The sequence below is a fragment of the Aquamicrobium sp. LC103 genome (assembly GCF_001014615.2).
GTDB lineage: Bacteria > Pseudomonadota > Alphaproteobacteria > Rhizobiales > Rhizobiaceae > LBCQ02.
The window spans coordinates 172,528-195,524 of sequence record NZ_LBCQ02000009.1 but is presented as its reverse complement, the minus strand read 5'-3'; the positions used below and the strand labels follow the sequence as shown (position 1 = coordinate 195,524).

Genomic DNA, 22,997 nt, shown 5'->3' with positions numbered 1-22,997 from the left:
CCGTGTGCAAGCCGCGGTTAGTCCTGTCTTTCAGGCCCTGAAACCCATCATGGAAGGGTTTTCGGTCGATACCACAGACGTGAGCAAATCCATATTCGGAACGAGTATGTCGTTGCGGCGGGCAAAGGCGACGAACGTCGATCGGACCGTCTCCGGATCAATCTGGCCGGCAATGCCTGCCTTGCAGGCATTGAGAGCGATGGCTTGAGTGCTGTTGTGGTTCCCCGCAGGCCAGTCCTGCAGCAGGGCATATGCTTACATCACAGTCTCGATCCGGACGGGCAAGCCCATGCCGACCAAGACCGTGACCGGTTTCTCAAAGCGGATGTGTTGCATGGTTCAAAACTCCCTTTCGTAGTCCCGGTATCAGCGCTGGGCGTGCGCCGGTCGTGCTGGCGATGCGGCGTGGATAGGCAGACTGCATCATGACGCCGTCCAGCCCTGGGTGCGTGATTGTACGTGTGACGATATCGACATCTGTCACCTTGATCGGTTCGTTGACCGGGGTGGATTCGGCCTTCCTCAGGCTCGGCGGCGGCAAAGCCTTGTAGGCTTTGACCAGAGCTTCCAGCCAAGCAGCAACCGCAATCGGCGCGACGTCCCGTCCATCAAGCCAGGTGGTCACCTCGCTTTCGGAACTCCCGAGCTGTTCGGCGAGGTCTGCCGCGCTCCATCTCAGAGTCTTTAGACATTCACGCAATCGTCCTGAAATCATGTCGAACCTCCCTTGCGGTCCGGTGGAGCTCGCGCGAGCTTCCACCCATTCTCAAGACCGGAAAGACCCCGCCCGGAAGCGAGGCCTGCGATTCACGATCCGCTGCCCACGGATGTCGACGATGCCGACACGTGCTGCGCGGCGAGGAACATCAGCGTCGAAGCGGCGGTGCGGCGGCTCCAACCGGCAGATTCGGCCATATCAAGCAAGCCGTCCAACAGCGGCTTCAGCGCGCTCCTGCACTCCGTTTCGTGGGCCAAACTCACTTGCCGCGTGTGTCGGAGACGGAACGTTTCCAATACCTGTCATTATGTTCATGGGGCCCTCCGAAGTCGGTCTGATAGTCGCCCGCTCCCGGTCCGGGAGCGGGCAGCTTCATCGAGACCTCAGAAGTCCATTCCGCCACCGCCCGGCATCACGGGAACCGGCGCTTCCTTCTTCGGCTTCTCGGCCACCATCGCCTCGGTGGTGACCAGCAGGCCGGCAACGGAGGCGGCATCCTGAAGCGCTGTGCGCACCACCTTGGCCGGATCAATTACACCCTGCTTAAAGAGATCTCCGAACTCGTTGGTCTGGGCGTTCCAGCCCCAGCCGAATTCGCTCTTCTCGCGCAGCTTGCCGACGATGATTGAGCCTTCCGCACCGGCATTCTCGGCGATCTGGCGCACCGGCGTTTCGATGGCGCGGCGCACAATCTCGACGCCGGTCTTCTGATCGGCATTGTCGGTCTGCACCGCATCGAGGGCCTTCGCTGCACGAAGCAGGGCAACGCCGCCGCCCGGCAGCACGCCTTCCTCGACAGCGGCACGGGTTGCATGCAGCGCGTCGTCGACGCGGTCCTTGCGCTCCTTGACCTCAACCTCGGTCGAACCGCCAACGCGGATGACGGCAACGCCGCCGGCGAGCTTGGCCAGCCGCTCCTGCAGCTTCTCGCGGTCGTAGTCGGAGGTGGTCTCCTCGATCTGCGCCTTGATCTGGGCGACACGGCCCTGGATCTCCTCCTTCTTGCCGACACCGTCGACAATCGTGGTGTTCTCCTTCTCGATCACCACCTTCTTGGCGCGGCCGAGCATCTGCAGCGTCACGTTTTCCAGCTTGATGCCAAGGTCTTCCGAGATGGCCGTACCGCCGGTGAGAATGGCGATGTCCTCCAGCATGGCCTTGCGGCGATCGCCGAAGCCAGGAGCCTTGACGGCCGCGACCTTGAGGCCGCCGCGCAGCTTGTTGACGACCAGCGTGGCCAGTGCCTCGCCCTCGACATCCTCGGCGATGATCAGCAGCGGCTTGCCGGACTGAACCACGGCTTCCAGAACGGGAAGCAGCGCCTGGAGGTTGGAAAGCTTCTTCTCATGGATCAGCACATAGGGCTCATCCAGCTCGACGCGCATCTTGTCTTGATTGGTGATGAAGTATGGGCTGAGATAGCCGCGGTCGAACTGCATGCCCTCGACGACTTCGAGTTCTGTCTCGGCAGTCTTGGCCTCCTCGACGGTGATGACGCCCTCATTGCCGACCTTCTGCATCGCCTCGGCCAGGAAACGCCCGATCTCGGCATCACCATTGGCCGAGATGGTACCGACCTGTGCGATCTCGTCGTTCTTGGTCACCTTGCGCGCGTTGGTTTTCAGCTCTGCCACGACCGCATCCACCGCCTTGTCGATGCCGCGCTTCAAATCCATCGGGTTCATACCGGAGGCGACAGCCTTGGCGCCCTCCTTGACGATCGCCTGGGCGAGAACGGTCGCGGTCGTGGTGCCATCGCCGGCAAGGTCGTTGGTCTTCGACGCGACCTCGCGCACCATCTGCGCGCCCATGTTCTCGAACTTGTCCTCAAGCTCGATTTCCTTCGCCACTGTCACGCCGTCCTTTGTAATGCGCGGCGCGCCGAACGACTTGTCGATCACGACATTGCGGCCCTTGGGACCGAGCGTCACCTTTACCGCATTAGCTAGGATATCAACGCCGCGCAGCATCTTCTCGCGGGCCTCTGTGTGGAACTTTACTTCCTTGGCAGCCATTGGATCACTCCTTCAAATCTAGGCAGCTTTCATTGACTGGTTGACGTTCGAAGAAACCGTCAGGCGGCCTTCTTCAGCGTGGCGGTCTGCTCGATCACGCCCATCACGTCGCTTTCCTTCATGATGATGAGGTCCTCGCCGTCGAGCTTGATCTCGGTGCCGGACCATTTGCCGAACAGGATGCGGTCGCCGACCTTGACGTCGAGCGGCTGAAGCTGGCCGGCTTCGTTGCGCGCGCCGGGGCCGACGGCAATGACTTCGCCTTCCTGCGGCTTTTCCTTGGCGGTGTCGGGGATGATGATGCCGCCGGCCGTCTTCTCGTCGGCTTCAATGCGGCGGACCAGGATACGGTCATGTAATGGACGGAACGCCATGTCGTTCTCCTTCAAGGACAAACAGATTTTTGAGGTTCCTCCGCACCGGACCGGCACTGTCGGACCGGTGCGGAGCGCCGCGACCCTTCGCCAGGCTTCGCGCGCGTATATCGAGCTAGTTTCGCGATTTTTCCGTTTCAAGAGGTCGAAGCAAAAATTTTAGCACTCACCGCATAGGAGTGCCAACAGGCTGTTATCATGCAGCTATTTCGTTTGATCGCAGGATTTTCGCGCTTGAATTTTTCGAATAGCCGAACAAAATTATCCGCACCTAGCTCGTACCTGCGCAGCCGGAACCTGAATGCAATCCGAGGAATTTTTGCAGACGGAGGACATCGATGAACCGACAGACGCTCTCGCCGATCATTCCCTCTCTTGCCCCCGAAACATCCGACCTTTCGCTCGACCGCCTGCTTGCTCCGGCGAAGCACTTCAAGCATCCCCATGACGTGCTGAGCGACGCCATGCTCGACCTTCAGGAAAAACGCGCAATCCTGGCGTCCTGGGCTTCGGACGCCTGCGCTGTGGAATCGATGCCGGCGCTACGCCAGCCGGCAGGTACTGAACAACCGATCTCCTTCGACCAGATCATGGATGCGCTGCGGCAGCTCGACAGCGATGCATCAACGCGCCGGTCCGGATCGGGTGAGCTTCGCGACAGCTTCGACAGGCTGGATGCCTGAAGGTTCGCAAAAGGAGACAAGCATGGTGACATCGGTCAGCAGGGAATTCCGCCTGCAGATGGACGGCTACGGCCTGACCACTGCCGAGATCCACTACCATCTTCCGGATCACCCGAGCCTGCTGCAGCTCTATGTCTGGCAGGACTACGACCTCGCGCCTGAGTTTCCTGAGTTGAAGGGTTTTCTCGACTATTGGGGACGCGAGTTGGAAGGTCCGCTGCATTCGGTCCGCGTCGCACACCATCGGCTGATCAAACCATCGGAGTGGCGCGCCGTCGACGGTATCATTTCGATCCACTGACAGTAACGGAGCGCGACGCGAAGGCGGCATCACCTAATGTCCGCTTTTGTGCACCGGCAATAAAGCGGCAATGGCGGGAATGAGGGCGCGCAGCCGACCAAGCTACCTGTGGCGAAAGTCGGTTTCGATGAGCCTAAAGCGGTTGTTGAAAGGTGGCTCAGGGATAAAAATCAATCCGCCGCGTCTATACTGCCAACTTCTTTTTCCAGAAATGCCTAGCAATTTGAGCTTTTGATAGGCATATTTGTGCCAAGCAAAAACTGAAAGTGATAGGCATGACTCCACTCAGCAGCATCGCGATGAGCGCGTATACCGATCTGGTCCGGCTCTTGAAGGACGATGCAGTGTCCGGTGCCGAGGGCAAACCGACCCTAAAACGACGCGGCGACAAGGCCTATTGGTATGCCGCACGCCGCGTCGGATCAGAGATGCGCTTCTTCTACATTGGCGAAGACAGTGACGAAACGCGCGAGCGCATCGACCGTATCGAGGCACTGCACATGACAGCGAAGGAACGGCAGGCTGAGCGGTCACGGCTGGTCCGTCTGCTGCGGGCGGAGGGCATGACACCGACGGACCGGGCGACCGGTTCCATCTTATCCGCCATGGCGGACGCAGGGACGTTTCGGCTGGGCGGCACCATCGTTGGGACGAATGCATTTCGCCTATATGAAGGTGAGCTTGGTATTCGGTTGCCCTTGGGCGGAATGGCAAACACCGGCGACATTGACATCGCCCAATTCGAAAAGCTCAGCGTTGCTCTAGAGGATCAGGTCGCCCCGGGCCTGGCCGAGACGTTCTCGGCGCTGAAGTTCGATCCCCTACCGGAACTCGACCGGGGGCGCACATGGCGCTGGGCGCAGGGCGGCAGTGGCCAGTTGGTTGAGTTCCTCACCCCCGCATTCGGTGAGGAAACCATCCGCGACCTACCCGCACTCGGCGTCAACGCGCAGGCACTGAACTACCTGAATTTCCTGATCGCCGAACCGATCCACGCGGCGGCCATCTACAGATCCGGCGTTCTGGTACAGGTGCCTCGCCCCGAGAGGTACGCGATCCATAAGCTAATTATCGCTGATCGGCGGCGTGATGGAGCGGGCAGCCTGAAAGCGTCGAAGGACCGCGAGCAGGCGGCGTTTCTGGTCGAGGCGATGGCCGAGGACCGGCCGGACGATCTGCGCCGAGCCTATGAAACCGCAATGGACGTCGGCCCCCGCTGGCGCGAACACATAGCGAACTCGTTGAAGCGGATGCGGGACACAATGAACACCCTCAACAGTATTTAGTGGCGAGCGTCGTGGCGATGATCGGCACGATCAGACCGATAGCGATGATCGACATCATGATGATCGTCATGATGCTGGTGTTGGCGCCGATCGTGGTCGTTTACGTTTCCCAAGCGGCAATGGCATCGACGAGATGGGTCTCACTTCACTTGCACCGATACTGGATGGGATCGACCACGGGGTTTCGCTGGGCGACCCTGATCAAAACATCACGTGACTGCCTTATCTCGCATTGCTGACGTTGAAAATCCAATGCAAAGCGTCCGCTTCCGGAGGCACCATGAGCGATCGGAACGACCGACTTCAGGCGCATGGCACCCACTTGCGGGTCCATCTGCTGAAGTAGCGGTCGATCAACTCGGCCGAGGGGATGATGTCGCTCTGGCGCGTTCCAGCGTAGGAGATACAACGTTAGGTTATCGAGTCTTAGGACCGCTACCGTCAATCCCCACCCCTACCAGAAATACGCTACAGGCTCCGATTGTTCTCGCGGCTTCTGGCGGTGTAGTCATGCTTACCGCGCGGGGTCGAAAGCCGAAACGGAATCGCCCAATCCTAACTGAACGCTTATGACCCTTATGCACTAGTATGGCAAATTATAAAGCAGAGCTTTATAAAGATATGTATTTCTAAAACTGGCCGTATTGACAGTGTGGCACTTCAGCCCAAATATATAGCATGGCTTTAGAAAAGTACGGTCTTTTGAAACAGGTTCTGACGCATGCCCGGCCGGGCCAGCCGCTGACAGCGGCCTGGCTCGCCGAGCAGGGCGTGTCAGCGCAACTGGCCTATCATTACGTTCAGGCGGGTTGGCTCGTCAGGCTCGGGCACGGCTGGTTCCTGCGCACCGGAGATGAACCGGAACTGCTCCTTTCCCTGGCGGCCCTGCCGGGCACTTTCCATATCGGCGGCAGGACTGCGTTGGCTTGGCACGGCTACCAGCACAATCTTTCCCATCGTCCCGATACCGAACTTTTCGCGCAAAGCCCGTTCCGTTTGCCTGAATGGATGCAGGCGCATTTTCCGCTCACAGTGCGGAAGCGTCGCCTTTTTGACGATGATGACCAGGGCGTTGCGCCGTGGCGCGACATGGCGAGTCTGCGGGTTGCCGAACCCGAACGCGCCGTGCTGGAAATGCTGTGGGGAGTTCCGCAACATCAAACGCTGGAGGAGGCCACCCACCTCGTCGAAAGCCTGTTCGGCCTGCGCGCGACGCTGATGCAACCGCTTCTGGAGAATTGTCGCAGCGTCAAGGCGGTGCGGCTTTTCCTGAACCTCGCCAAACAAGTTTCCCTCCCCATCATGGAGGAACTCGACATGACCCGGATCCACACTGGATCGGCCACGCCCTATGTACGCCGCCACGCAACCGGCACGATCAGGACCTGACCGTGGACAAACGCTATTTCGATACCGTGCAGCTTCTGCTCGATGTCGCGCCGCTCATTTTCCGGGGTGGGAATTTCGCCATGAAGGGCGGCACAGCCATCAATCTTTTTCACCGCGACATGCCCCGGCTCTCGGTTGATATCGACGTGGTCTACATTCATGGCGATCGACCGCGCGAGGAAGTCCTCAGCGCCATATCCCAAGAACTGGATCGGGCAGCGACCGAGTTGGAGCGGCGCGGACTTGCAGTCAGGCGGCAAGCATCGACTGGCACCGGCGATATCAAGCTCTTTGTGCGCCGGGGCCTTTCCGAGGTCAAGGTTGAGGTCAACCCGGTCGGCCGTGGTACACTGCTGCCCGTGCGCTCGGCCGAACTCTGCGCATCGGCGGCGGATGAATTCAAGCGCACCCTCAGGCTACCGATCCTGGCGCCTGCGGAACTCTATGGCAGCAAACTTGTCGCCGCGATGGACCGCCAGCACCCGCGCGACTGGTTCGATTGCCTGCTGCTACGGTGGAACGAAGGGCTGACCACCGACATACGCCAGACATTCGTCGCCTATGTCGCTGCCCACAATCGACCTATCAACGAAATCCTGACGCCGAACCCGCAACCGCTCGAAGCCGCCTATCGCAATGACTTTGTCGGCATGACGCGGGATGAAGTCGGCCTGGAAGCACTTGAGGAAACCCGCATCTGGCTGTTCGAGGAGTTGCCCAAAAGCCTAACACGCACGGAGCGGGATTTTCTCATCGGCCTGAAAGCTGGAGAACCCGACTGGAGCCTCCTGCCGTTTCCCTCACTGCAGCATATGCCCGCCGTGAAATGGAAGCTTGAGAACATTCGCAAACTGAAGCAGTCCAACCCGCGCAAACACGCCGACCTGCTGGCAAGATTGGAAGAGAAATTGAAGATGTGAGGACAAGAGAACCGGTCAGTGTAAGGCATGCTTGTCGCATGATCTGTTTTGGGGCCGTCGGTGACGGTCTGCTTTCGGATAGCATATCGTAGCCTTGCGCCGTCAGCGCTGAACCGGCTAGCACATCGGCCGGCCGACCGGTTCAGGCTCTAGGAACATGACCATCCCGCGGAGATGTCCACATCGATATGAGAAAGCTCGGCCAGTTCGACCGTGTCGGCTACCGCAATCACTGGCGATCCCCAAAAAAGTAAGTCGCGCGGCGCCGGCTGGGCATTCGTCGGACATACCGGCTTCGCACAGCGTCCCTTTCACGTCGGGAGTGCCATGACATCCCGCACTGCGGCCTCGGCGCAGGCATCGTCGGCTTCGCCTGTGTTCCCCGACACACCGAGGGCGCCCAGGATTATGTCTCCATCGCGAAGTACGATCCCCCCTGGGGTCGGGAGCAGCCGGCCCGAAAACAGGGTACAGGCCGCAGAGAAGAACGCCGGATTGGTCTCGGCTCGCTGGGCCAATTCGCGCGTGTCGAGGCCAAGGGCGATGGAGGACCAGGCTTTGGCCAACGCAAAATCGTGCCGTGCGATCGTCGCGCCGTCCTGACGGGCCGAGGCCACGACATGGCCCCCTGCATCGACGACCACGGCGGCAAGGGGCCTGGTGGCCCGGACCTTTCCGGCGGCAAAGACCGCCGAGATCAATCCCTGTGCCCGTTCCAGTTCCATGCTCGCCTCCTCAATAGGTGCAACGGCCGCCGGACAGGTCGAACACCGAGGCGGTGGTGAAGCTGTTTTCCCGGCTGACGAGCCAAGCCACCATCGCGGCCGCCTCGTCGACCTCGAGGAAGCGGCGGCGCGGAATGCGCGACAACATGTATTCGATGAACTCCTCCTTCAGAGTCTCGAGGATACGGGTCCTGGCCGTCGCGGGGGTGATCGCATTGACTGCGATGTCATGGCCGGCCAGTTCCTTGCCGAGGGACTTCGTCAGGCCAATCACTCCCGCCTTGGCGGCCGAATAGGCGGCCAGATTCGGATTGCCCTCCTTGCCCGCGACCGAGGCTATGTTGACGATCCGGCCATAGTTGCGTGCCCTCATGCCGGGCACGATCACCTTGTTGACGTAGAACGTGCCGTTCAGGTTGATCTCGATCACCCGGCGCCATTCGTCGGGATCATAGGCATCGAGCGGGGAATTGCTGCCGGCGATCCCCGCCGAATTGACCAGGATCGAGATCGGGCCGACCCCGGCTTCGACTTCCGCATGGGCTCGGCTGAGCCCGGCCAGATCCGTGATGTCGACCTGCCTGGCGGAGGCCATGGGGCCAAGCAGGCCGAGAGCCTTGTCCAGCGCTTCGAGGTCACGGTCCCAGAGGCTGACTTTAGCGCCCGAGGCTACGAGCCGTCCGGCGATCGCCAGCCCGATGCCCTGCGCACCGCCGGTAACAACGGCAACCTGATCGTCCAGTGAAATCCTGTTCATTCTCTCAACCTGAAGTCTTCTGGGGGTGGTGCAGCGAGCCGCCGCTGTCGGTCTGGAAGAAACGCATCTTGTCGGGGTCGCTCGGGGACAGACCGATCTTTGCACCGGCGGGAATGTCGTCGGATGGTGGCAGGAAGGCAGTGATCGTCCGTTCACCGACGCCGACCCGCACCAGGCTGCGCGAGCCCAGATATTCCACGGTCCGCACGATGCCCCGGATGGCGGGATTGTCCCGCGGATCGCGTTGCAGGTCCTCGGGCCGGATGCCGGCCGAAATCCTGTCTCCGGCATTGGCCGCGACTTCCGGCAGGGCGAAATCGAAGTCGGCGCCGCGCAGCCTCCCGTTTTCGACGACGCCATCCAGGATGTTCATCCCGGGTTCGCCCAGAAATCGGGCGACGAAGAGATTGGCAGGATTGTTGTAAAGTTCGCGCGGGCTGCCGACCTGTTCAATCCGCCCGTTCGACATGACCACGACCAGATCCGACAGGGTCATCGCCTCGCTCTGGTCATGGGTGACATAGAGCATGGTCGCCCCGAGCCGCTGGTGTATGTCTTTCAGCTCGGAGCGCATCTGCACGCGCAGTTGTTGGTCGAGATTGGAAAGCGGTTCATCCAGCAGATAGACCGTCGGCGTCCGCACCATGGCGCGGCCCAGCGCCACGCGCTGACGCTGACCACCCGAGATCTGGCGCGGGAAACGGTCGAGCATGCTCTCAAGCCCCAGCATCTTCGCGGCCGAGAGAACCTTGCGATTGACCTCGGGCTCGGGGGTGCGGCGTCGGCGGGATCGCATCGGAAAAGCGATGTTCTCGTAAAGCGTCATGTGCGGGTAGAGCGCATAGGACTGAAAGACCATGGCGATGTCGCGGTCAGCCGGCTTCACCGCGGTCACGTCGCGGTCGCCGATCATGATCCGGCCCTCGGAGGGCATCTCGAGACCGGCGATCATGTTAAGCGTCGTGCTCTTGCCGCAGCCCGAGGGGCCTAGCAGCGTGACGAACTGCCCCGGTTCGATCGAGATATCGATGCCGGAGACTGCGCAGACCGCACCGTAGTTTTTGCCGACATTCATGAGGCGCACCGACTGCGCCGGGTTGGGCTTTGGTTGGGTCATTAACTCAGCCTTTGATTGATCCGTCAGCGAAGCCGCCGATCAGGAACTTTCGGAACAGAAGGAAGATCAGCACCGGCGGGATGGTTGCGATGACGACGCCCGCCATCAGCGCTCCCCAGTCGCGACCGTGGAAGCCCTGGAAGAAGATCAGCGCGACTTGAAGCGTGCGCAGATTGGGGGAATCCACCATGGTCGATCCGGTGACATAATCGTTCCAGCAATGCAGGAAGCCGAAAGTTGCGGCGGCGAGCAATGCGGGCTTCGCCCCCGGCAGCACGATCTTCCACACGGCCTCGGCGCGGGAATAGCCGTCGATCTCGGCGGCCTGTTCCAGCTCGCGTGGGATGGTCGCGAAATGCGACCGTGTCACCCAGACCGCGAAAGGCAGGATATGACCGGCATAGATGATCGGCAGGATCGCCCAAGTGTTGTACAAGCCAAGGCCGGTTGCTAGCATCTGGGTGGGCAGCAGCACGGCAAAACCGGGTACCGCCATGGCACCGAGGAAGACCAGCAGGATTGCCGGCTTGCCCGCCACCGGATAGCGCGTCAGTGCGTATCCCGCGATCGACCCGAGGATCAGCGCGATCAGCACCGCGAGCACCGCATATCCTGTGCTGTTCAGAAAGGCCCATTGCACGCCCTCTGCCGCAAGCTTCGAATAGTGCTGGGTGGTCGGGATCTGCGGCACGATCTCGGGCGGGACGGCGAAGATCCGATTGGTCGACTTGAACGAGGTCGAGACCGCCCAGAGGATCGGCCCGAGCGCTACGATCGCGGCAAGCAGACAGGCCAGAAGCAGCAAGGTTCGCGACAGGATCTTCATGCGGCGGCTCCCGCCTGCTTGCCCAGGATGCGGATATAGACGGCGATCAATCCCATGTTGATCAGGAACATGATCACGGCGATCGCGTTGCCTTTGCCCTGGTTCAGCTCGACGAAACCGGTGTGGTAAAGCGAATAGGCCAGTGTGCTGGTTTGCCGGATCGGGCCACCGCCGGTCAGGCCGATGATCAGCTGGACCTCGTTGAAATAACTGATGGTCAGCATCGAGATGACGATCAGCAACGATGGTGCCAAGAGTGGCAGGGTGATCTTGCAAAAGCTCTCCCAGGCGTCCAACCCGTCGACCGAAGCTGCCTTGTAGAGGTCCCGCGGAATCTGCCCCAGACCGCCGATCAGGATGATCGTGGCAAAGGCAAAGTTTCGCCAGACGGCAACGATGATCAACGTAGGCATGGCCAGTACCGGATCGGTCAACAGGTCCTGAGGCGGCATGCCGAAGGCGGTGAAGATGGCTCCCACCAGCCCGCCGGGCGATGGCACGAGTATCCACTTCCAAAGCAGCGCCACCACGATCGGGCTCATAGCCCAGGGCACGAGCAGCACCGTCAGAAGAACGCTGCCCCAACGCCCCAGGCGCCGGACTCCCATCGCTGCCAGCAGGGCCAGCGGCACGGCGATGGCCAGCGAGGCGAAGGTGAACAGAAGCGAGCGACCGATCGCCTGCCAGGCAAAGGAGTCGCGCAAGAGTTCGGTATAGTTCTTCAGCCCGGCAAAGCCCTCGTTTCCGAAGAAGAAGACCTCATGCAGGCTCAGATAGAAGCCATAGATGGCGGGAAGAATGTTGATGGCAACGACCAGCAGCAGCGCGGGCCCCACGAGAGAGGAGCCCACAAGCCTGGCCCGCCGCGCGAGCACATCAAGGCTGTGCTGCGATGCAAGGGGAGGGTGCTGCATGCCTTTTCACCAACCCAACGTCGATTTCGCGCGGTCAAGAATGGCATCCACGCTTTCATCCGTGCCGATCAGCTCTTGCAGTGCGGTGTTCATCACTGGGAAAACCTTGGTGATGTCGGGCATGCGCTGCGGGAACGTCATCACGCCGGGAGCTGACAGCAACTCGGTGAAGTTGTGGATGTCAGCTGCCTCGGGTGTGCCGAAATAGGGATCCTTGAGCGCTGACATCCGGTCCGGGACCAATCCGGCGGTCTTTGCCCAACTCATCGAGGCCTCCCGGCTGTAGAGGCTCTCGACGAAGGCCGTTGCCAGCGCCGGATTGGCGGACTTGGCCGAAACGCCGACGGTCCAGTAGGGACCGAGCAGCACGGCCGGAGGCCTGTCGCCGAATCCCGGCCAGGCCGATACAGCGAGATCGTTGCCGTCATAGGCGGCCGCGATCTGCTTGTACTGCTGGAAGCGTGGTGCGAAGGCCTGCACGATCGCAAAACGTCCCGATGCGAATTGATCCTGGATGTCGTCGCCCATGGCGTTCAGGAGGGTGGATGACAGCGCGCCATTCGCGACAAGCTGTCTGACAACATTTCCGACCTCCTTGGCCTCGGCGCCCGCGACGTCGAACTGACCGGTTGTCGCGTCGAAGATCGAGGGCCCGAAACCCGAAAGGATGTTGATGAAAGCGGAGACACTGTTGTCGTTTGTCGGCAGGCCGAAACCTAACCGATCGCCCTTGGTCAGCCTGCCCGCGACTGGGATGAATTCATCCCAGGTCAGCGGTGGCGCTTCCAACCCGAGCTCGGCCAACGCATCCTTCCGATAGAAGATGGCCTGAGCCGGGCTCGGCCAGAGCGGAAGCGAGCTGCGCTTACCATCGAAAACCGATTTCTCGGCAAAAACCGGGTAGAGATCCGGCAGCACGTTCGTCTTGAATTCCGCCGACAGCAGATCGTCCAGGTTCGCCAGCGCGCCGCGCTGCTGGACAAGACCGAGGAAGGTGTCGCGCATCCAGATCACATCCGGCGCGCGGTTTTGTGCCGAGGCGGCGACGAATTTGACCTCGAGCTCCTGGAAGGGTTGGGCCTCCACTACGACATCGACGTCGGGATGGTTCCTGGTGAAGCGTTCGATGATCTCGCGCAGCACCACCTCGCGAGGGGACTGACCATCGGCACCCAGGAAGGTCCATATCCGGACTGTTCCCGAAAGAGCCTGCGACGATGCCAACCGGGGCAGCCCGGCAAACGCCAGCCCTGCTGCGCAGGCGCGCAGGACTGTCCTTCTGTCAAAGGTCTTTGATTTCATGAGACAAACTCCTCCTCATTTGATGTGATTCCTCACACTTGCAGGTCACTCAGAACCCTGGTTCGGCCGGCAAGCAGGTGGCGCCGCATCTCGGCCCGGGCGCGATCGCTGTCACGCGCCGCAACAGCGGCTACAATCGCACCATGCTCCAGGGCGATCAGTTCGCGTCGTTCGGCCATGGTCAGAACCGAGCGTTGCGCGGACAAGTTGCCCCAGTTGAAGATGTGAGAGGTCAGGCGGCCAAGGGCGTCCGACAGTTTGGAATTGTGCGCGCAGACTGCCAACGCGGCATGGAAGGCGACATCCTCACGCTCGCCTCGCCCGGTCAGGAGGCTGATCATCAACCGCTCCTGCGCCGCCTTGAGGCAAGCGAGATCCTCTTCGCTACGTCGATCGGCGGCCAGCGCGGCGACCTCGCTTTCAAGGGCGAGACGCACCTCATGCCATTCCGCCAGTTCACGCGCCGAGGAAATCACCGAAAGCCGCACCATTTCGGGAGCGACGTTGCGCATGGCATAAGTCCCCGACCCCTTGCGCGAGCGCACCACGCCCTCGGCCCGCAGTCGCGCCAGGGCTTCGCGGATGCTGGCGCGCGATAGGCCGAACATTTCGGCGAAATCCGATTCCGGCGGCAGGCGTGCGCCATCCTCGACCCCATCGATATAGCCCGCAATCTGCCTGTAGGCGGTTTCCGCACGGCTTTCGTCGGTCCCTATCATTCCGCTCAATTCCCGTTGACGACCCATAATCAGTATGATTAATCATATTCTGTAGGACAGATTTTTGGATTGCAAGCGGAAATTGTTAGGGATCGCCATGAAAAGATTGATAGGCGCCAGACCGGAAGCACGGATCTCGCGGATCGAAATACATGAGTTCGGCTACACGGTTGATGGGCTCGGGGTGGACGGCAGCGGCAATCGCTGCGTCATGAAGGGTGCGAAATCGCGACTTTCGGCTTTTGCCGTGAAGATCGAAACCGAAGACGGTCGCCAGGGCGAGTATTGCAGCGTCCACAGCGGCAAGAACGGCGCCATGGTCGGCCAGGTGAAGGCGGCGGCCGGCCTTATCCTCGGCGAGGATGCCGAAGAGCGGGAGGCGATCTACAACAAACTGAAACGGGCCCATCGCCACTATATGGCGATCGGCCATTCCGCCCTGGACATCGCGTTGTGGGACTTGGTCGGCAAAGCGGTCAAGCGCCCCGTCTGGCGCCTTCTGGGCGGCTATCGCCAGCGGCTGCCCACCTATGCCAGCACCCTGAACGGCGGCCGCGACGGAATCCTCGACAGCATCGAGGCCTATGCCGATTTCGCCGAGGAGTGCTTGGCGCTCGGCTATCGCGGTTACAAGATTCACGGCTGGGGGGAGGGTGATCCGCGCGAGGAGGCGGCAAACCTGCTGCTGTGCGCCAAGCGCGTCGGCGGCCGGATGGATCTGATGTATGATGCCGCAAGCGAACTGCGCACGCTCACCGATGCCATCTATGTCGGCAAGGCCTGCGACGAGGGCGGTTATGTCTGGTATGAGGATCCCTTCATGGATGCCGGCTGGTCGCCCCATGCCGCGCGCCAGCTGAAGGAGAACATTCACACCCCCTTGATGCTGACCGAGCATGTGCGCGGGCTGGAAAGCAAGGCAGCCTGGCTGCATGAACGCGCCACCGACTACCTGCGCGTCGATCCCGACTATGACATGGGTATCACCGGCACGATGAAGACGGCGCATCTGGCTGAGGCTTTCGGCCTTGATTGCGAGATCCACGCCGCCGGCCCGGCGCAACGCCACTGCATGGCCGCGATGCGCAATTCCAACTGGTACGAACTGTCACTGGTGGCTCCTGGCGTGGCCAATCCAACGCCACCCGTCTTCGGCTCCGGCTACAGCGACGCGCTGGAGGACATCGGTGACGACGGATGCATGCCGGTTCCTGATGGCCCCGGCCTCGGCGTGGATTACGATTGGAACTATATCCTCGCCAACCGCACCGCCTATCAGGAATTCACACTGAAGACGGACGGGGCGGCGAAATGACGGCCGCCTATGATCAGATCATCGTCGGCGGGGGCCCGGCCGGCTGCGTGCTGGCCCATCGCCTGTCCGCCTCGGGAGCGAGCCGGGTGCTGCTGATCGAAGCGGGTCCGGACTTCCAGCCTGGGCTTGAGCCGGAAGAGATTCGCGATGTGTATCCTTATCGCGCGGCCTTCAACCCCGGTTATCAGCGGCGCGACCTGAACGCGTGGCTGATGCCGGTTTCGCACGACGAGTCGCGCCGCCCGCCGCCGAAGCCTTACATTCAGCCGTGCGTCGTCGGCGGCGGCTCCAGCATGAACGGCGAGATCGGCAACCGCGGCCTGCCTGCCGATTACGACGAATGGGATGCCGTGGGGGCTGAAGGCTGGGATTGGCAATGCGTCCTGCCCTATTTCCGCAAGCTCGAAACCGACATGGACTATCAGGGGCCGCTGCATGGCGACGCCGGCCCGATCTCGGTCAGCCGGGTGATGCCCGAGGAATGGCCGGGCTTCACGCGTGCGACCATGCGGGCGCTACAGGTGGAGGGCTACCGCAATATCGGTGACCAGAACGCCGTCTTCGAGGACGGCTGGTTTCCCATGTCGCTGACGACGGATCGGCGTGCCCGCAGTTCTGCTGCGATGGGCTATCTGGACGTCGAGACCCGCCGCCGCCCGAACCTGACCATTCGCTCGGGAGCGCGGGTGAGCCATCTGCTGATGGAGGACCGCCGAGCCATCGGTGTGCAGATCGGGCAGGAGCGGATCCTCGCCCGCCGCATCATCCTTTCGGCAGGAGCGTTGGAAAGCCCTGTCATGCTGATGCGCGCAGGCATCGGCGATGCGGACCATCTGAAGCTGGCCGGGGTCGAGGTTCTCCATCACCTGCCCGGCGTCGGACGGAATCTGAACGAGCATCCGTCCATCGCCATGTCCTCGTGGATTCGGCGCGGATCTCGTTTGGGCAAGACCCCGCGGCGGCATGTGCAGGCGGCCTGGCGCTACTCCTCGGAGATCGAGGGATGCGGGCATGGCGATATGTTCATGGTGGTCGTGTCGAAATCCGCCTGGCATCCGATCGGCCGGCGGATCGGCTCGCTGTTCAGCTGGATCAACAAGCCCTATTCCACCGGTTGGGTAAAGCTAAACCCGGCCGATCCGGCAACGCGACCCGAGATCGCATTCCAAATGCTGTCCGACAGCCGCGACATGGCGCGGATGAAGCTGGCCGTTCGGCGCATGTGGTCGCTCTATGCCAGCGCCGAAATGGGCAAGGTTTGCAGCGACCCCTTTGCCGCCACCCATGGTGCCATGGCGAGGCTCGTCGGCGGGGTCAATCTGCGCAACTGGCTGGTAACGCTGGGGCCTGCTCTGTTGACGGAAGGTCCAGCGCCCCTCCGCAAGGTGCTGATCGACCGGCTGTTCGCGAGCGGCGACGACATCCTGACGGCGCTCCGCGACGATGAAGCGATGGAAGCAATGATCCGCAAGCATACGATCGGCGGCTATCACCCTTCAGGCACTTGCCGCATGGGCCGCGCCGACGATGCCGGCGCGGTGGTTTCGGCGCAGGACGGAGCAGTCCACGGAATCGAGGGACTGCATGTCGTCGACGCCTCGGTCATGCCCTGCGTGCCCCGCGCCAATACCAACCTGCCCACGATCATGCTGGCCGAGAAACTGGCGGATGGTCTGATCTGTTCCCGCACATAGGAAAGAAACGATATGAAGCTTCTCCGCTTTGGCCCCGTGGGGCAGGAAAAGCCCGCACTTCTGGATGATTCTGGTACGATTCGCGATCTTTCGGGTCATATTACCGATATCGACGGCAGTACCCTCAACCCCGAAAGCCTGGCGCGGATCGCAGCACTCGACCCGACCACACTACGAGCCAGTCGACGCTGATACGAGGCTCGGAGCCTGTGTCGGGCGGGTGGGGAACCTCATCGCTGTCGGTCTGAACTATGCCGACCACGCTGCGGAAAGTGGCATGGCCGTTCCGTCCGAGCCCGTACTGTTCAACAAGGCCCCGTCCTGCATCGTGGGACCGAACGATGACGTGATTATTCCACGCGGATCGGAAAAGACCGACTGGGAGATCGAACTGGCCATTGTCATCGGCACCGAGGCGTCGAACGTTTCCGAGGACAAGGCGCTAAGCCATGTCGCAGGTTATTGCATCTGCAACGACGTGTCGGAGCGTGCCTGGCAGTTGGAGCGCGGCGGCAACTGGATGAAGGGCAAGAGTGCTCCGACCTTTGGGCCACTCGGTCCATGGCTGGTCACCACGGAGGAGGTCGACGCTGATGCTCTGCTCATGGTCCTTCGAGTTAACGGCGAGCCTATGCAGCAGGGATCAACCCGAACGATGATTTTGCGAATTCCATACATCGTCCATTACGTCTCGCAGTTCATGCGCCTCATGCCTGGCGATGTGATCACCACCGGTACGCTACCGGGCGTGGGCATGGGGTACAAGCCAGCGCGCTTTCTGAAGCCGGGTGACATGATGGAACGGCCATAACGGGACTGGGCCGGCAACGCCAGATGGTGCGCGCCGGATGGTGGACTGAGTTCTAAGCTGCGGCCGTTTGCGGCGCTGATCCTCCCACTGAAGCAGTCCGCGGTTATGTTCAGGAAAACGGAGGATTGAATCCGAACATCCAGCCCTGACAATCGGGGGCCTTCTCTACCCGACGGTGCAGCATCTCCATGTCGTACGCATTCAAAGGTTGATTTTCTCCTTTTGGGAGCCTTCGCAATTGCGCGAGAAGGTCAGTGGCATACAAGAATGACCATAGTGACATCTCGGCGTCACGACACGAATGGAATCGTCCGACATTTGAGAACATAGAGTGATCAAGCTGCAAAGTGAATCTTGGCACGGGTCAACTATTCGGAGCGCGGGTAGTCAACACGTCACCGACGACGGGACCATGCTCGATGGAGCCGTCCGTGCCGCGCCGGTATTCGACGCCAGCCTCGCATGCATGCGGTGCCATATCCCAAACCCATCCCCTGAGCTGGCGCCCGGTGTCCCGGGGCGAATAGAGCGGCATGTTCATGCGCAATCCGTCCTTCTCGCCGAGGTCGAGCGTGCACATGACGGTACCTTCGCCATCCTCTTCGTCATCGGGGTTCGGTTCCGCCACATGAGAGATCGTGGTGACGAGGGGTTTGACGTGGATCAACGCCTGCAACGCTTTCGGCAGATCCGCGAAGGGGAGTGCCTTGCGGCCGCCGCTGGGTTCCGCTTGGAACGCCTTATCCAGCGTTACCTGGCGAAAATAATACTCGCTTCGCCCCATGAGGTCGCGGCCACCGATCGCGGTTGCCATGTCCTTCAATTCTCGTGCACGTAGCAGGAACGTCGCCGCGTCCGACTGCATGGCGACCAGCCTCTCATCGCTGGCGTCGCTGCCTGATGAATCCTTCGTGAGGGCGATGTCGAGCCTGATCGTCTCGTCGCCCTCGGCGCTGCGCGAGACCTCGTAGGAGCCGCTATAAGCACGCACCTCGATGCGCTCGAACGTCTTGTGGTGGATGCGCCAGAACAGAAGACGGTACTGGCCGTTCGGTTGCAGCGCCAACAGCCGATGCCAGTCGATGTAGGAAGACAGGTATAGGCCCGCGAGACCTTGCCCCGTAGCGATGTCCTCGAACGTGGAGCGATGCGCGGCCGGCAGCGCGTCGGCCACGGTGGTTGGCTTGTCGGCTTTCGGCTCAGGCGGGTCGACGGCATCGCGAAGGCGGCGATGCAGGTCGAGCGCATCGACCTTCGCGACCCGCAGCATCTGCATGGAAAACAGCATTTGGTCGATTTCGTAGACTTCGCCGGTCGCGAGCAGGCCACACTCTTTGCATGCGGCTTCCACCAGTGCCGGCGAAACGAACGCCTCGATAAAGTCGTGATCACAAAGAGTCTTGTTGAAGAAGTCGTCGAGGCTCCAGGCCAGGTCCCTCGTCTCATTCGAGATGGGATCGATATAGGCCACGTCCTCGTCCGTCTCGGTCAGCTTGCGGTAGTAGAAGAGCATGCCGAACGGTGTCGTCGCGATGGGGATGCGGGTCACCGCGTCGGGTGGCGAGACAATCCAGCGGTCGAGCACGGCTTGCCATGGCCGAGGGTCGATCAGGGCCAGCTGCAGCTCGCCATAGAAGCCGAGTCCCTTGCGACGCCAGAGTTCGAGAAGGCTTGCGGGAAGCCGACCGTCATAGGCTGCGATAAGCTCAGCGGAAGCCCGCGAAACCTGCCGCGAGGGCGGATGCGTCTTCACGAAGCGATCAAGAGCGAGGCGGCGAAAAAAGACCATGCAAGTATCCCAGTAAGAAGAAAAGATAATTAACTCTTGGATGCCCTGCGGATTGACAAGCGTTTTCCGTCTTTTCCAATTTGAGGGCTTCATAAAGAGCAGTTTTTGCTACTTCACGCGAGCGGCGGCTTCTCCCGCGAACAGTTCATCGTCTGGCTGTTCCTGGCGCCCGGGGCCATTTGGTTGGAGAGTGCTCCTTGAGCGCAACCACACTGCCCGTGAGGGCAATCTCAACGACGCCGCGATCCTTTGCGGCGTAGAAGGAGCAATCGGCGACCAGGCGAAGTTCATCGTCGGCAAGTTCCGCCCGGAGAATGTCGGCCGAGAAAGTTTCGCGCAGGCGCTCCCTTGCACCATCAGCTATTCGAAACTGCTCGCGGTGGACCGCGACGTCGAGGAGATACTCCATCCCGTCCCGGCAGCGTTCCGGGTCGTCGCTGTGGTAGAGATCAAAACGGAGCGTGATGACATCGCGCTTTTCGAAAAGCGCGACCAGCGTGCGGCCCTCCAGCCGGTAGGCACGGAACATCTCGTCAAAACTCATTGTCTGCCCCTCGCGGCTGGAAGGGATCGACAGCAGTGGGTGCACGACAAGGAAACGCAGCCGCCAGCGCCTCCGTTACCAGCATTGACGCATTCTCTTTCAGGCGCTCCGGTCCGAGCGTGCGAGAGTAAGTGTAGACTTTGTCTGCAAGCTCGTGGGGAAGAGCCCTGCCGGCTCCGCACCATCGTGTGCCGCTGGTGATGTCGGCGACCCCGGCGATGTAGGAATTCGCACGAGCGCTCAACAGGATGCGGCCAGGCTCATCCTTTGGCTTTCCATCGCCTGTCTGGCCTTGCAGCTCTTCGATCAATTCAAATCCGCTGAATATCCAGTTGCGCGTTTCGGTGTCAGCGGGTGCGGCCCGCACAATACTCATGGTCGGGAGTGCGGACAGCAGAGCAGCCAAAATATACTGTCGAAGTTGGATTATCGTTCTCCTCCTCGCGAATCCGGGGATTCCGAAGGTTAGGCTGCCGTGGCAGATTTTGCCATGGCGCATCTTTCAGGAACAGACCGTTCGCAATTGCTGCTTCTGCCGGAAGCTGTTGACGATTACGTGGGATCGAACAACCCTGTCCGCTTCATCGAGGCCTTCGTTGACGGCCTCGATCTTGCGGCGGCGGGCTTCGTGCGGGTAACCGCAAAGGAGACGGGACGTCCGGGTTTTGATCCTGCCGATCTGCTCAAGTTGTACGTTTACGGTTATCTCAACCGGGTGCATTCGAGCCGGCCGCTGGAAGCCGAAACGCATCGCAATATCGAGATCATCTGGCTGCTGCGGCACCTGAAACCGGATTTCCGCACCATCGCGGATTTTCGACAGGTGAACCGTTCCGCGTTCCGGCAGGTGTTCCGCGAGTTCGTCATTCTGTGCCGCCAGCTTGATCTGTTCGGCCGGGAACTTCTCGCTGTCGATGGCACGCGGATCAAAGCGGTCAACAACAAGGATCGCAACTTCACGCGCCGGTCGCTTTCGAAGTTCATCCGTGAAGCGGATGAGAAAGCTGGCCGATTACATGAAGCGGCTCGACGAAAGCGATGCCGATGAGGACAAGGCCGGCTACGGCGCTGGCCCTGGCGGTCGTGGCAGCGACCTTGCGGAGAAGATCGCGGCGATCAAGGGCAAGCGGAACCGCCACAAGGCGCTTCTGGGTGAACTGGACCGCACCGGCGAAGACCAGATCTCGTTTACCGATCCCGACGCCCGCGCCATGGCGCGCATGACGAAGGTCGGCGTCGGCTACAACGTCCAGCTCGCCGTGGACACGAAGCACAAGCTGATCGCCGAACAGGAGGTGAGCAAACAGGTGCTCGACATGGGGCTGCTAGCGCCGACGACTGCGGCGGCGATGGAGACGCTCGGCGTCGAGCGGATTGCGGCAGTCGCCGACCGCGGCTACTTCAAGATCGAGGACATCGAGGCCTGCGAGAAAGCAGGCCTTACCGCCTATGTCCCCAAGCCGATCCGTAGCCCGGTGGCGCGGGATGGCCTCTTTCTGAAAGAGGACTTCAGCTACGACGCCGACAAGAATGCCTACGTCTGCCCGGCTGGCCAGGAGTTGCCACCGCGCTATTACGGCAAGTCTCGTGAGAACGTGAAAGTGATGTACTGCGATCGAAAGGTCTGCAAAAGCTGCGCCTTGCGGCCGCGTTGCACCGCCAAGTCTTATCGCAGCATCACCCGCCTTGAGAACGAAGCGATTCTTGATCGCATGGCGGCGCGGCTTGCCACACGGCCGGACATCCTCGACCGGCGGCGCGAGAGCGTCGAGCATCCCTTCGGCACCATCAAACAGTGGATGAACCAGGGCGCATTCCTGATGCGCCGGCTCGACAACGTGCGAGGGGAGTTCAGCCTGACCGCGCTCGCCTACAACATCAGGCGGGCCATCACTCTGATCGGCGTTCCCGGCTTGATCGCAGCGTTGCGAGCATAAAACGCCTTGTTTTGCGTTGTTCCTGGTTCCAAAGCGGGCGTCACTACCTCCGATCAATAATCAGCGCTCCCAATACTCGCAGCAAACGGAAAACTCTGGAAACTGGGAAAAACACCGCCGTTCAAGCTGAAAACGAGCTACCCTCTATCGCCCATAGAGTTCTCGGACGGTCTGCCCCAAAACATGCGACAACTTCAGCCATTATAGCGTCCACCTTAAGGGACGTCATTCATAGTGAAAAAGACCGTTCTTGATGTCGAAATCAGGCGCTCGTTCGAGATCAGTCATCTCGGCCAAAGGGTGAGCTCAATCACGTCCGGCTCGACCGGAACGCTGTCGTCCCGGCTGCCTTGGAACTCCATCCACTGAATACGGACTGATATGCGTTCGGCTTCAAGGAGAAACAACGGACCTGCCGGCAGGGGATCGGGCATCGACGGACTCGAGAGTGCGAATTTGCGCGAAGGAAAGTGGGCGTCCGTGGTTTCAACCCGCGTCCAGGGGTTCCCGCTCATCTCCTCGACCTCGGACCGAACGGGCTCGGTGTCATAGATCCTGATGCGGATGTGCTGCTGAAGACAGTCTCCGGTATAGACGACAAGTCCGGTGGGCGTGGCAAAGAAACTCCGCCGTTCCATTTCGGGCGTGATCTCGGTTGGAGCCTCGAAGGCAGGCGCTTCAGGATCTATCAAGTAGAACTGGCCATAATCAGCCTGCCAGGCGAAGGTCGCCCAACCCTGTGGTGACAAGAACTGCATCTCTCCTCCTCCAACGGCAACGGGCCAACCAAGTCCCTTGTATCTGGAAGACCTATTACGGCTTGATGAGAGCGGCTTCGCAAGAGCCGGGCGCAGAAAACGG

The 22,997-nt window shown here is 61.0% G+C and carries 26 protein-coding genes and 1 pseudogene; 11 read left to right on the top strand and 16 right to left on the bottom strand.

Going from position 1 to position 22,997, the window contains the following annotated elements; translation table 11 throughout:
- Positions 1 to 30: 30 nt before the first annotated feature.
- From XW59_RS29685 to groES, 5 genes are all read right to left on the bottom strand, one after another.
- On the bottom strand, positions 31 to 243 hold the full coding sequence (locus tag XW59_RS29685) for a DUF982 domain-containing protein (RefSeq protein ID WP_281406240.1): 213 nt from the start codon (positions 241 to 243) through the stop codon (positions 31 to 33).
- A 73-nt stretch (positions 244 to 316) separates the two neighbouring features.
- Positions 317 to 715, bottom strand: coding sequence for a helix-turn-helix transcriptional regulator (locus XW59_RS18485; RefSeq protein ID WP_136068327.1), 399 nt, complete (start codon positions 713 to 715; stop codon positions 317 to 319).
- Positions 716 to 807: 92 nt separating this feature from the next.
- The gene (locus tag XW59_RS29815; RefSeq protein WP_281406236.1) at positions 808 to 933 is read right to left on the bottom strand and encodes a hypothetical protein; all 126 of its coding nucleotides are present in this window, start codon (positions 931 to 933) and stop codon (positions 808 to 810) included.
- A 168-nt stretch (positions 934 to 1,101) separates the two neighbouring features.
- Positions 1,102 to 2,733, bottom strand: a complete 1,632-nt coding sequence (gene groL / locus XW59_RS18475) for a chaperonin GroEL (protein ID WP_047146832.1) — start codon at positions 2,731 to 2,733, stop codon at positions 1,102 to 1,104.
- Between the two features lie 59 nt (positions 2,734 to 2,792).
- A complete protein-coding gene (gene groES, locus XW59_RS18470; RefSeq protein WP_047146935.1) occupies positions 2,793 to 3,107 on the bottom strand; it encodes a co-chaperone GroES in 315 nt (104 codons plus the stop codon).
- 338 nt (positions 3,108 to 3,445) lie between these two features.
- On the opposite strand from groES, the gene XW59_RS18465 reads away from it, so the two are divergent.
- The 6 genes from XW59_RS18465 (at position 3,446) to XW59_RS18440 (ending at position 7,686) form a co-directional block, all read left to right on the top strand.
- Complete coding sequence (locus XW59_RS18465; protein ID WP_047146831.1) at positions 3,446 to 3,790, top strand: hypothetical protein; 345 nt, start codon at positions 3,446 to 3,448, stop codon at positions 3,788 to 3,790.
- 22 nt (positions 3,791 to 3,812) lie between these two features.
- Positions 3,813 to 4,091, top strand: coding sequence for an usg protein (locus XW59_RS18460; protein WP_047146934.1), 279 nt, complete (start codon positions 3,813 to 3,815; stop codon positions 4,089 to 4,091).
- Positions 4,092 to 4,366: 275 nt separating this feature from the next.
- A complete protein-coding gene (locus XW59_RS18455; protein WP_170990181.1) occupies positions 4,367 to 5,377 on the top strand; it encodes a GSU2403 family nucleotidyltransferase fold protein in 1,011 nt (336 codons plus the stop codon).
- An 11-nt stretch (positions 5,378 to 5,388) separates the two neighbouring features.
- On the top strand, positions 5,389 to 5,616 hold the full coding sequence (locus tag XW59_RS18450; RefSeq protein WP_136068325.1) for a hypothetical protein: 228 nt from the start codon (positions 5,389 to 5,391) through the stop codon (positions 5,614 to 5,616).
- Positions 5,617 to 6,055: 439 nt separating this feature from the next.
- Complete coding sequence (locus tag XW59_RS18445; protein WP_047146828.1) at positions 6,056 to 6,766, top strand: type IV toxin-antitoxin system AbiEi family antitoxin domain-containing protein; 711 nt, start codon at positions 6,056 to 6,058, stop codon at positions 6,764 to 6,766.
- Positions 6,767 to 6,768: 2 nt separating this feature from the next.
- Complete coding sequence (locus tag XW59_RS18440; RefSeq protein ID WP_047146827.1) at positions 6,769 to 7,686, top strand: nucleotidyl transferase AbiEii/AbiGii toxin family protein; 918 nt, start codon at positions 6,769 to 6,771, stop codon at positions 7,684 to 7,686.
- Positions 7,687 to 7,997: 311 nt separating this feature from the next.
- On the opposite strand, the gene XW59_RS18435 is transcribed toward XW59_RS18440, so the two are convergent.
- The 7 genes from XW59_RS18435 to XW59_RS18405 are packed head-to-tail and all read right to left on the bottom strand — an operon-like array spanning position 7,998 to position 14,046.
- Positions 7,998 to 8,411 carry a heme-binding protein gene (locus tag XW59_RS18435; RefSeq protein WP_047146826.1) on the bottom strand — a complete coding sequence of 138 codons (414 nt, stop codon included), beginning with the start codon at positions 8,409 to 8,411 and terminating at the stop codon, positions 7,998 to 8,000.
- Between the two features lie 10 nt (positions 8,412 to 8,421).
- Positions 8,422 to 9,168, bottom strand: a complete 747-nt coding sequence (locus tag XW59_RS18430) for an SDR family NAD(P)-dependent oxidoreductase (protein ID WP_047146825.1) — start codon at positions 9,166 to 9,168, stop codon at positions 8,422 to 8,424.
- Positions 9,169 to 9,172: 4 nt separating this feature from the next.
- Positions 9,173 to 10,285, bottom strand: a complete 1,113-nt coding sequence (locus tag XW59_RS18425; protein ID WP_047146824.1) for an ABC transporter ATP-binding protein — start codon at positions 10,283 to 10,285, stop codon at positions 9,173 to 9,175.
- A 4-nt stretch (positions 10,286 to 10,289) separates the two neighbouring features.
- Entirely contained in the window at positions 10,290 to 11,111 is an 822-nt protein-coding gene (locus XW59_RS18420; RefSeq protein ID WP_047146823.1) for a carbohydrate ABC transporter permease, read from the bottom strand.
- Positions 11,108 to 12,025 carry a sugar ABC transporter permease gene (locus XW59_RS18415; RefSeq protein ID WP_047146822.1) on the bottom strand — a complete coding sequence of 306 codons (918 nt, stop codon included), beginning with the start codon at positions 12,023 to 12,025 and terminating at the stop codon, positions 11,108 to 11,110. The genes XW59_RS18420 and XW59_RS18415 overlap by 4 nt, the downstream gene beginning before the upstream one ends.
- A 6-nt stretch (positions 12,026 to 12,031) precedes the next feature.
- Entirely contained in the window at positions 12,032 to 13,327 is a 1,296-nt protein-coding gene (locus XW59_RS18410) for a sugar ABC transporter substrate-binding protein (protein WP_082137682.1), read from the bottom strand.
- Positions 13,328 to 13,359: 32 nt separating this feature from the next.
- Entirely contained in the window at positions 13,360 to 14,046 is a 687-nt protein-coding gene (locus tag XW59_RS18405; RefSeq protein ID WP_047146820.1) for an FCD domain-containing protein, read from the bottom strand.
- A gap of 97 nt (positions 14,047 to 14,143) precedes the next feature.
- Here XW59_RS18405 and XW59_RS18400 point away from each other — a divergent pair, with 97 nt between their 5' ends.
- From XW59_RS18400 to XW59_RS18390, 3 genes and pseudogenes are all read left to right on the top strand, one after another.
- Positions 14,144 to 15,361 (top strand): enolase C-terminal domain-like protein, encoded by a 1,218-nt coding sequence (locus XW59_RS18400; protein ID WP_047146819.1) that lies wholly within the window; start codon positions 14,144 to 14,146, stop codon positions 15,359 to 15,361.
- Positions 15,358 to 17,055, top strand: coding sequence for a GMC family oxidoreductase N-terminal domain-containing protein (locus tag XW59_RS18395; protein WP_047146818.1), 1,698 nt, complete (start codon positions 15,358 to 15,360; stop codon positions 17,053 to 17,055). The genes XW59_RS18400 and XW59_RS18395 overlap by 4 nt, the downstream gene beginning before the upstream one ends.
- 12 nt (positions 17,056 to 17,067) lie before the next feature.
- Positions 17,068 to 17,922 (top strand): annotated as a pseudogene (locus tag XW59_RS18390) (fumarylacetoacetate hydrolase family protein).
- A gap of 308 nt (positions 17,923 to 18,230) precedes the next feature.
- On the opposite strand, the gene XW59_RS18385 reads toward XW59_RS18390, so the two are convergent.
- The 3 genes from XW59_RS18385 to XW59_RS18375 all read right to left on the bottom strand — a co-directional run bounded on the left by XW59_RS18385 (position 18,231) and on the right by XW59_RS18375 (position 20,605).
- Entirely contained in the window at positions 18,231 to 19,655 is a 1,425-nt protein-coding gene (locus XW59_RS18385) for a GAD-like domain-containing protein (RefSeq protein ID WP_047146817.1), read from the bottom strand.
- 145 nt (positions 19,656 to 19,800) lie between these two features.
- Complete coding sequence (locus XW59_RS18380; protein WP_047146816.1) at positions 19,801 to 20,199, bottom strand: hypothetical protein; 399 nt, start codon at positions 20,197 to 20,199, stop codon at positions 19,801 to 19,803.
- Complete coding sequence (locus XW59_RS18375; protein WP_206077723.1) at positions 20,189 to 20,605, bottom strand: Rap1a/Tai family immunity protein; 417 nt, start codon at positions 20,603 to 20,605, stop codon at positions 20,189 to 20,191. Before XW59_RS18375 ends, XW59_RS18380 begins: the two co-directional genes overlap by 11 nt.
- An 84-nt stretch (positions 20,606 to 20,689) precedes the next feature.
- Here XW59_RS18375 and XW59_RS29680 point away from each other — a divergent pair, with 84 nt between their 5' ends.
- Together XW59_RS29680 and XW59_RS18370 are read left to right on the top strand one after the other, a co-directional pair.
- Positions 20,690 to 21,247: a transposase gene (locus XW59_RS29680; RefSeq protein ID WP_246666135.1), complete on the top strand. Its 558-nt coding sequence runs from the start codon at positions 20,690 to 20,692 to the stop codon at positions 21,245 to 21,247.
- A complete protein-coding gene (locus XW59_RS18370; protein ID WP_246666134.1) occupies positions 21,195 to 22,136 on the top strand; it encodes a transposase in 942 nt (313 codons plus the stop codon). The genes XW59_RS29680 and XW59_RS18370 overlap by 53 nt, the downstream gene beginning before the upstream one ends.
- 284 nt (positions 22,137 to 22,420) lie before the next feature.
- Here XW59_RS18370 and XW59_RS18365 read toward each other — a convergent pair whose 3' ends face one another.
- Positions 22,421 to 22,894, bottom strand: a complete 474-nt coding sequence (locus tag XW59_RS18365; protein ID WP_047146815.1) for a hypothetical protein — start codon at positions 22,892 to 22,894, stop codon at positions 22,421 to 22,423.
- Positions 22,895 to 22,997 lie beyond the last annotated feature (103 nt).

Coding starts and splice junctions, on each gene's coding strand:
- XW59_RS18465 (WP_047146831.1), top strand. CDS start 3,446: ATGAACCGACAGACGCTCTCGCCGATCATTCCCTCTCTTGCCCCCGAA.
- XW59_RS18385 (WP_047146817.1), bottom strand. CDS start 19,655: ATGGTCTTTTTTCGCCGCCTCGCTCTTGATCGCTTCGTGAAGACGCAT.
- groL (WP_047146832.1), bottom strand. CDS start 2,733: ATGGCTGCCAAGGAAGTAAAGTTCCACACAGAGGCCCGCGAGAAGATG.
- XW59_RS18415 (WP_047146822.1), bottom strand. CDS start 12,025: ATGCAGCACCCTCCCCTTGCATCGCAGCACAGCCTTGATGTGCTCGCG.
- XW59_RS18405 (WP_047146820.1), bottom strand. CDS start 14,046: ATGATAGGGACCGACGAAAGCCGTGCGGAAACCGCCTACAGGCAGATT.
- XW59_RS18410 (WP_082137682.1), bottom strand. CDS start 13,327: ATGAAATCAAAGACCTTTGACAGAAGGACAGTCCTGCGCGCCTGCGCA.
- XW59_RS18425 (WP_047146824.1), bottom strand. CDS start 10,285: ATGACCCAACCAAAGCCCAACCCGGCGCAGTCGGTGCGCCTCATGAAT.
- XW59_RS18400 (WP_047146819.1), top strand. CDS start 14,144: ATGAAAAGATTGATAGGCGCCAGACCGGAAGCACGGATCTCGCGGATC.
- XW59_RS18395 (WP_047146818.1), top strand. CDS start 15,358: ATGACGGCCGCCTATGATCAGATCATCGTCGGCGGGGGCCCGGCCGGC.
- XW59_RS18445 (WP_047146828.1), top strand. CDS start 6,056: ATGGCTTTAGAAAAGTACGGTCTTTTGAAACAGGTTCTGACGCATGCC.
- XW59_RS18430 (WP_047146825.1), bottom strand. CDS start 9,168: ATGAACAGGATTTCACTGGACGATCAGGTTGCCGTTGTTACCGGCGGT.
- XW59_RS29680 (WP_246666135.1), top strand. CDS start 20,690: ATGGCGCATCTTTCAGGAACAGACCGTTCGCAATTGCTGCTTCTGCCG.
- XW59_RS18435 (WP_047146826.1), bottom strand. CDS start 8,411: ATGGAACTGGAACGGGCACAGGGATTGATCTCGGCGGTCTTTGCCGCC.
- XW59_RS18460 (WP_047146934.1), top strand. CDS start 3,813: ATGGTGACATCGGTCAGCAGGGAATTCCGCCTGCAGATGGACGGCTAC.
- XW59_RS18420 (WP_047146823.1), bottom strand. CDS start 11,111: ATGAAGATCCTGTCGCGAACCTTGCTGCTTCTGGCCTGTCTGCTTGCC.
- XW59_RS18365 (WP_047146815.1), bottom strand. CDS start 22,894: ATGCAGTTCTTGTCACCACAGGGTTGGGCGACCTTCGCCTGGCAGGCT.
- XW59_RS18485 (WP_136068327.1), bottom strand. CDS start 715: ATGATTTCAGGACGATTGCGTGAATGTCTAAAGACTCTGAGATGGAGC.
- groES (WP_047146935.1), bottom strand. CDS start 3,107: ATGGCGTTCCGTCCATTACATGACCGTATCCTGGTCCGCCGCATTGAA.
- XW59_RS18380 (WP_047146816.1), bottom strand. CDS start 20,199: ATGAGTTTTGACGAGATGTTCCGTGCCTACCGGCTGGAGGGCCGCACG.
- XW59_RS18455 (WP_170990181.1), top strand. CDS start 4,367: ATGACTCCACTCAGCAGCATCGCGATGAGCGCGTATACCGATCTGGTC.
- XW59_RS18370 (WP_246666134.1), top strand. CDS start 21,195: ATGAGAAAGCTGGCCGATTACATGAAGCGGCTCGACGAAAGCGATGCC.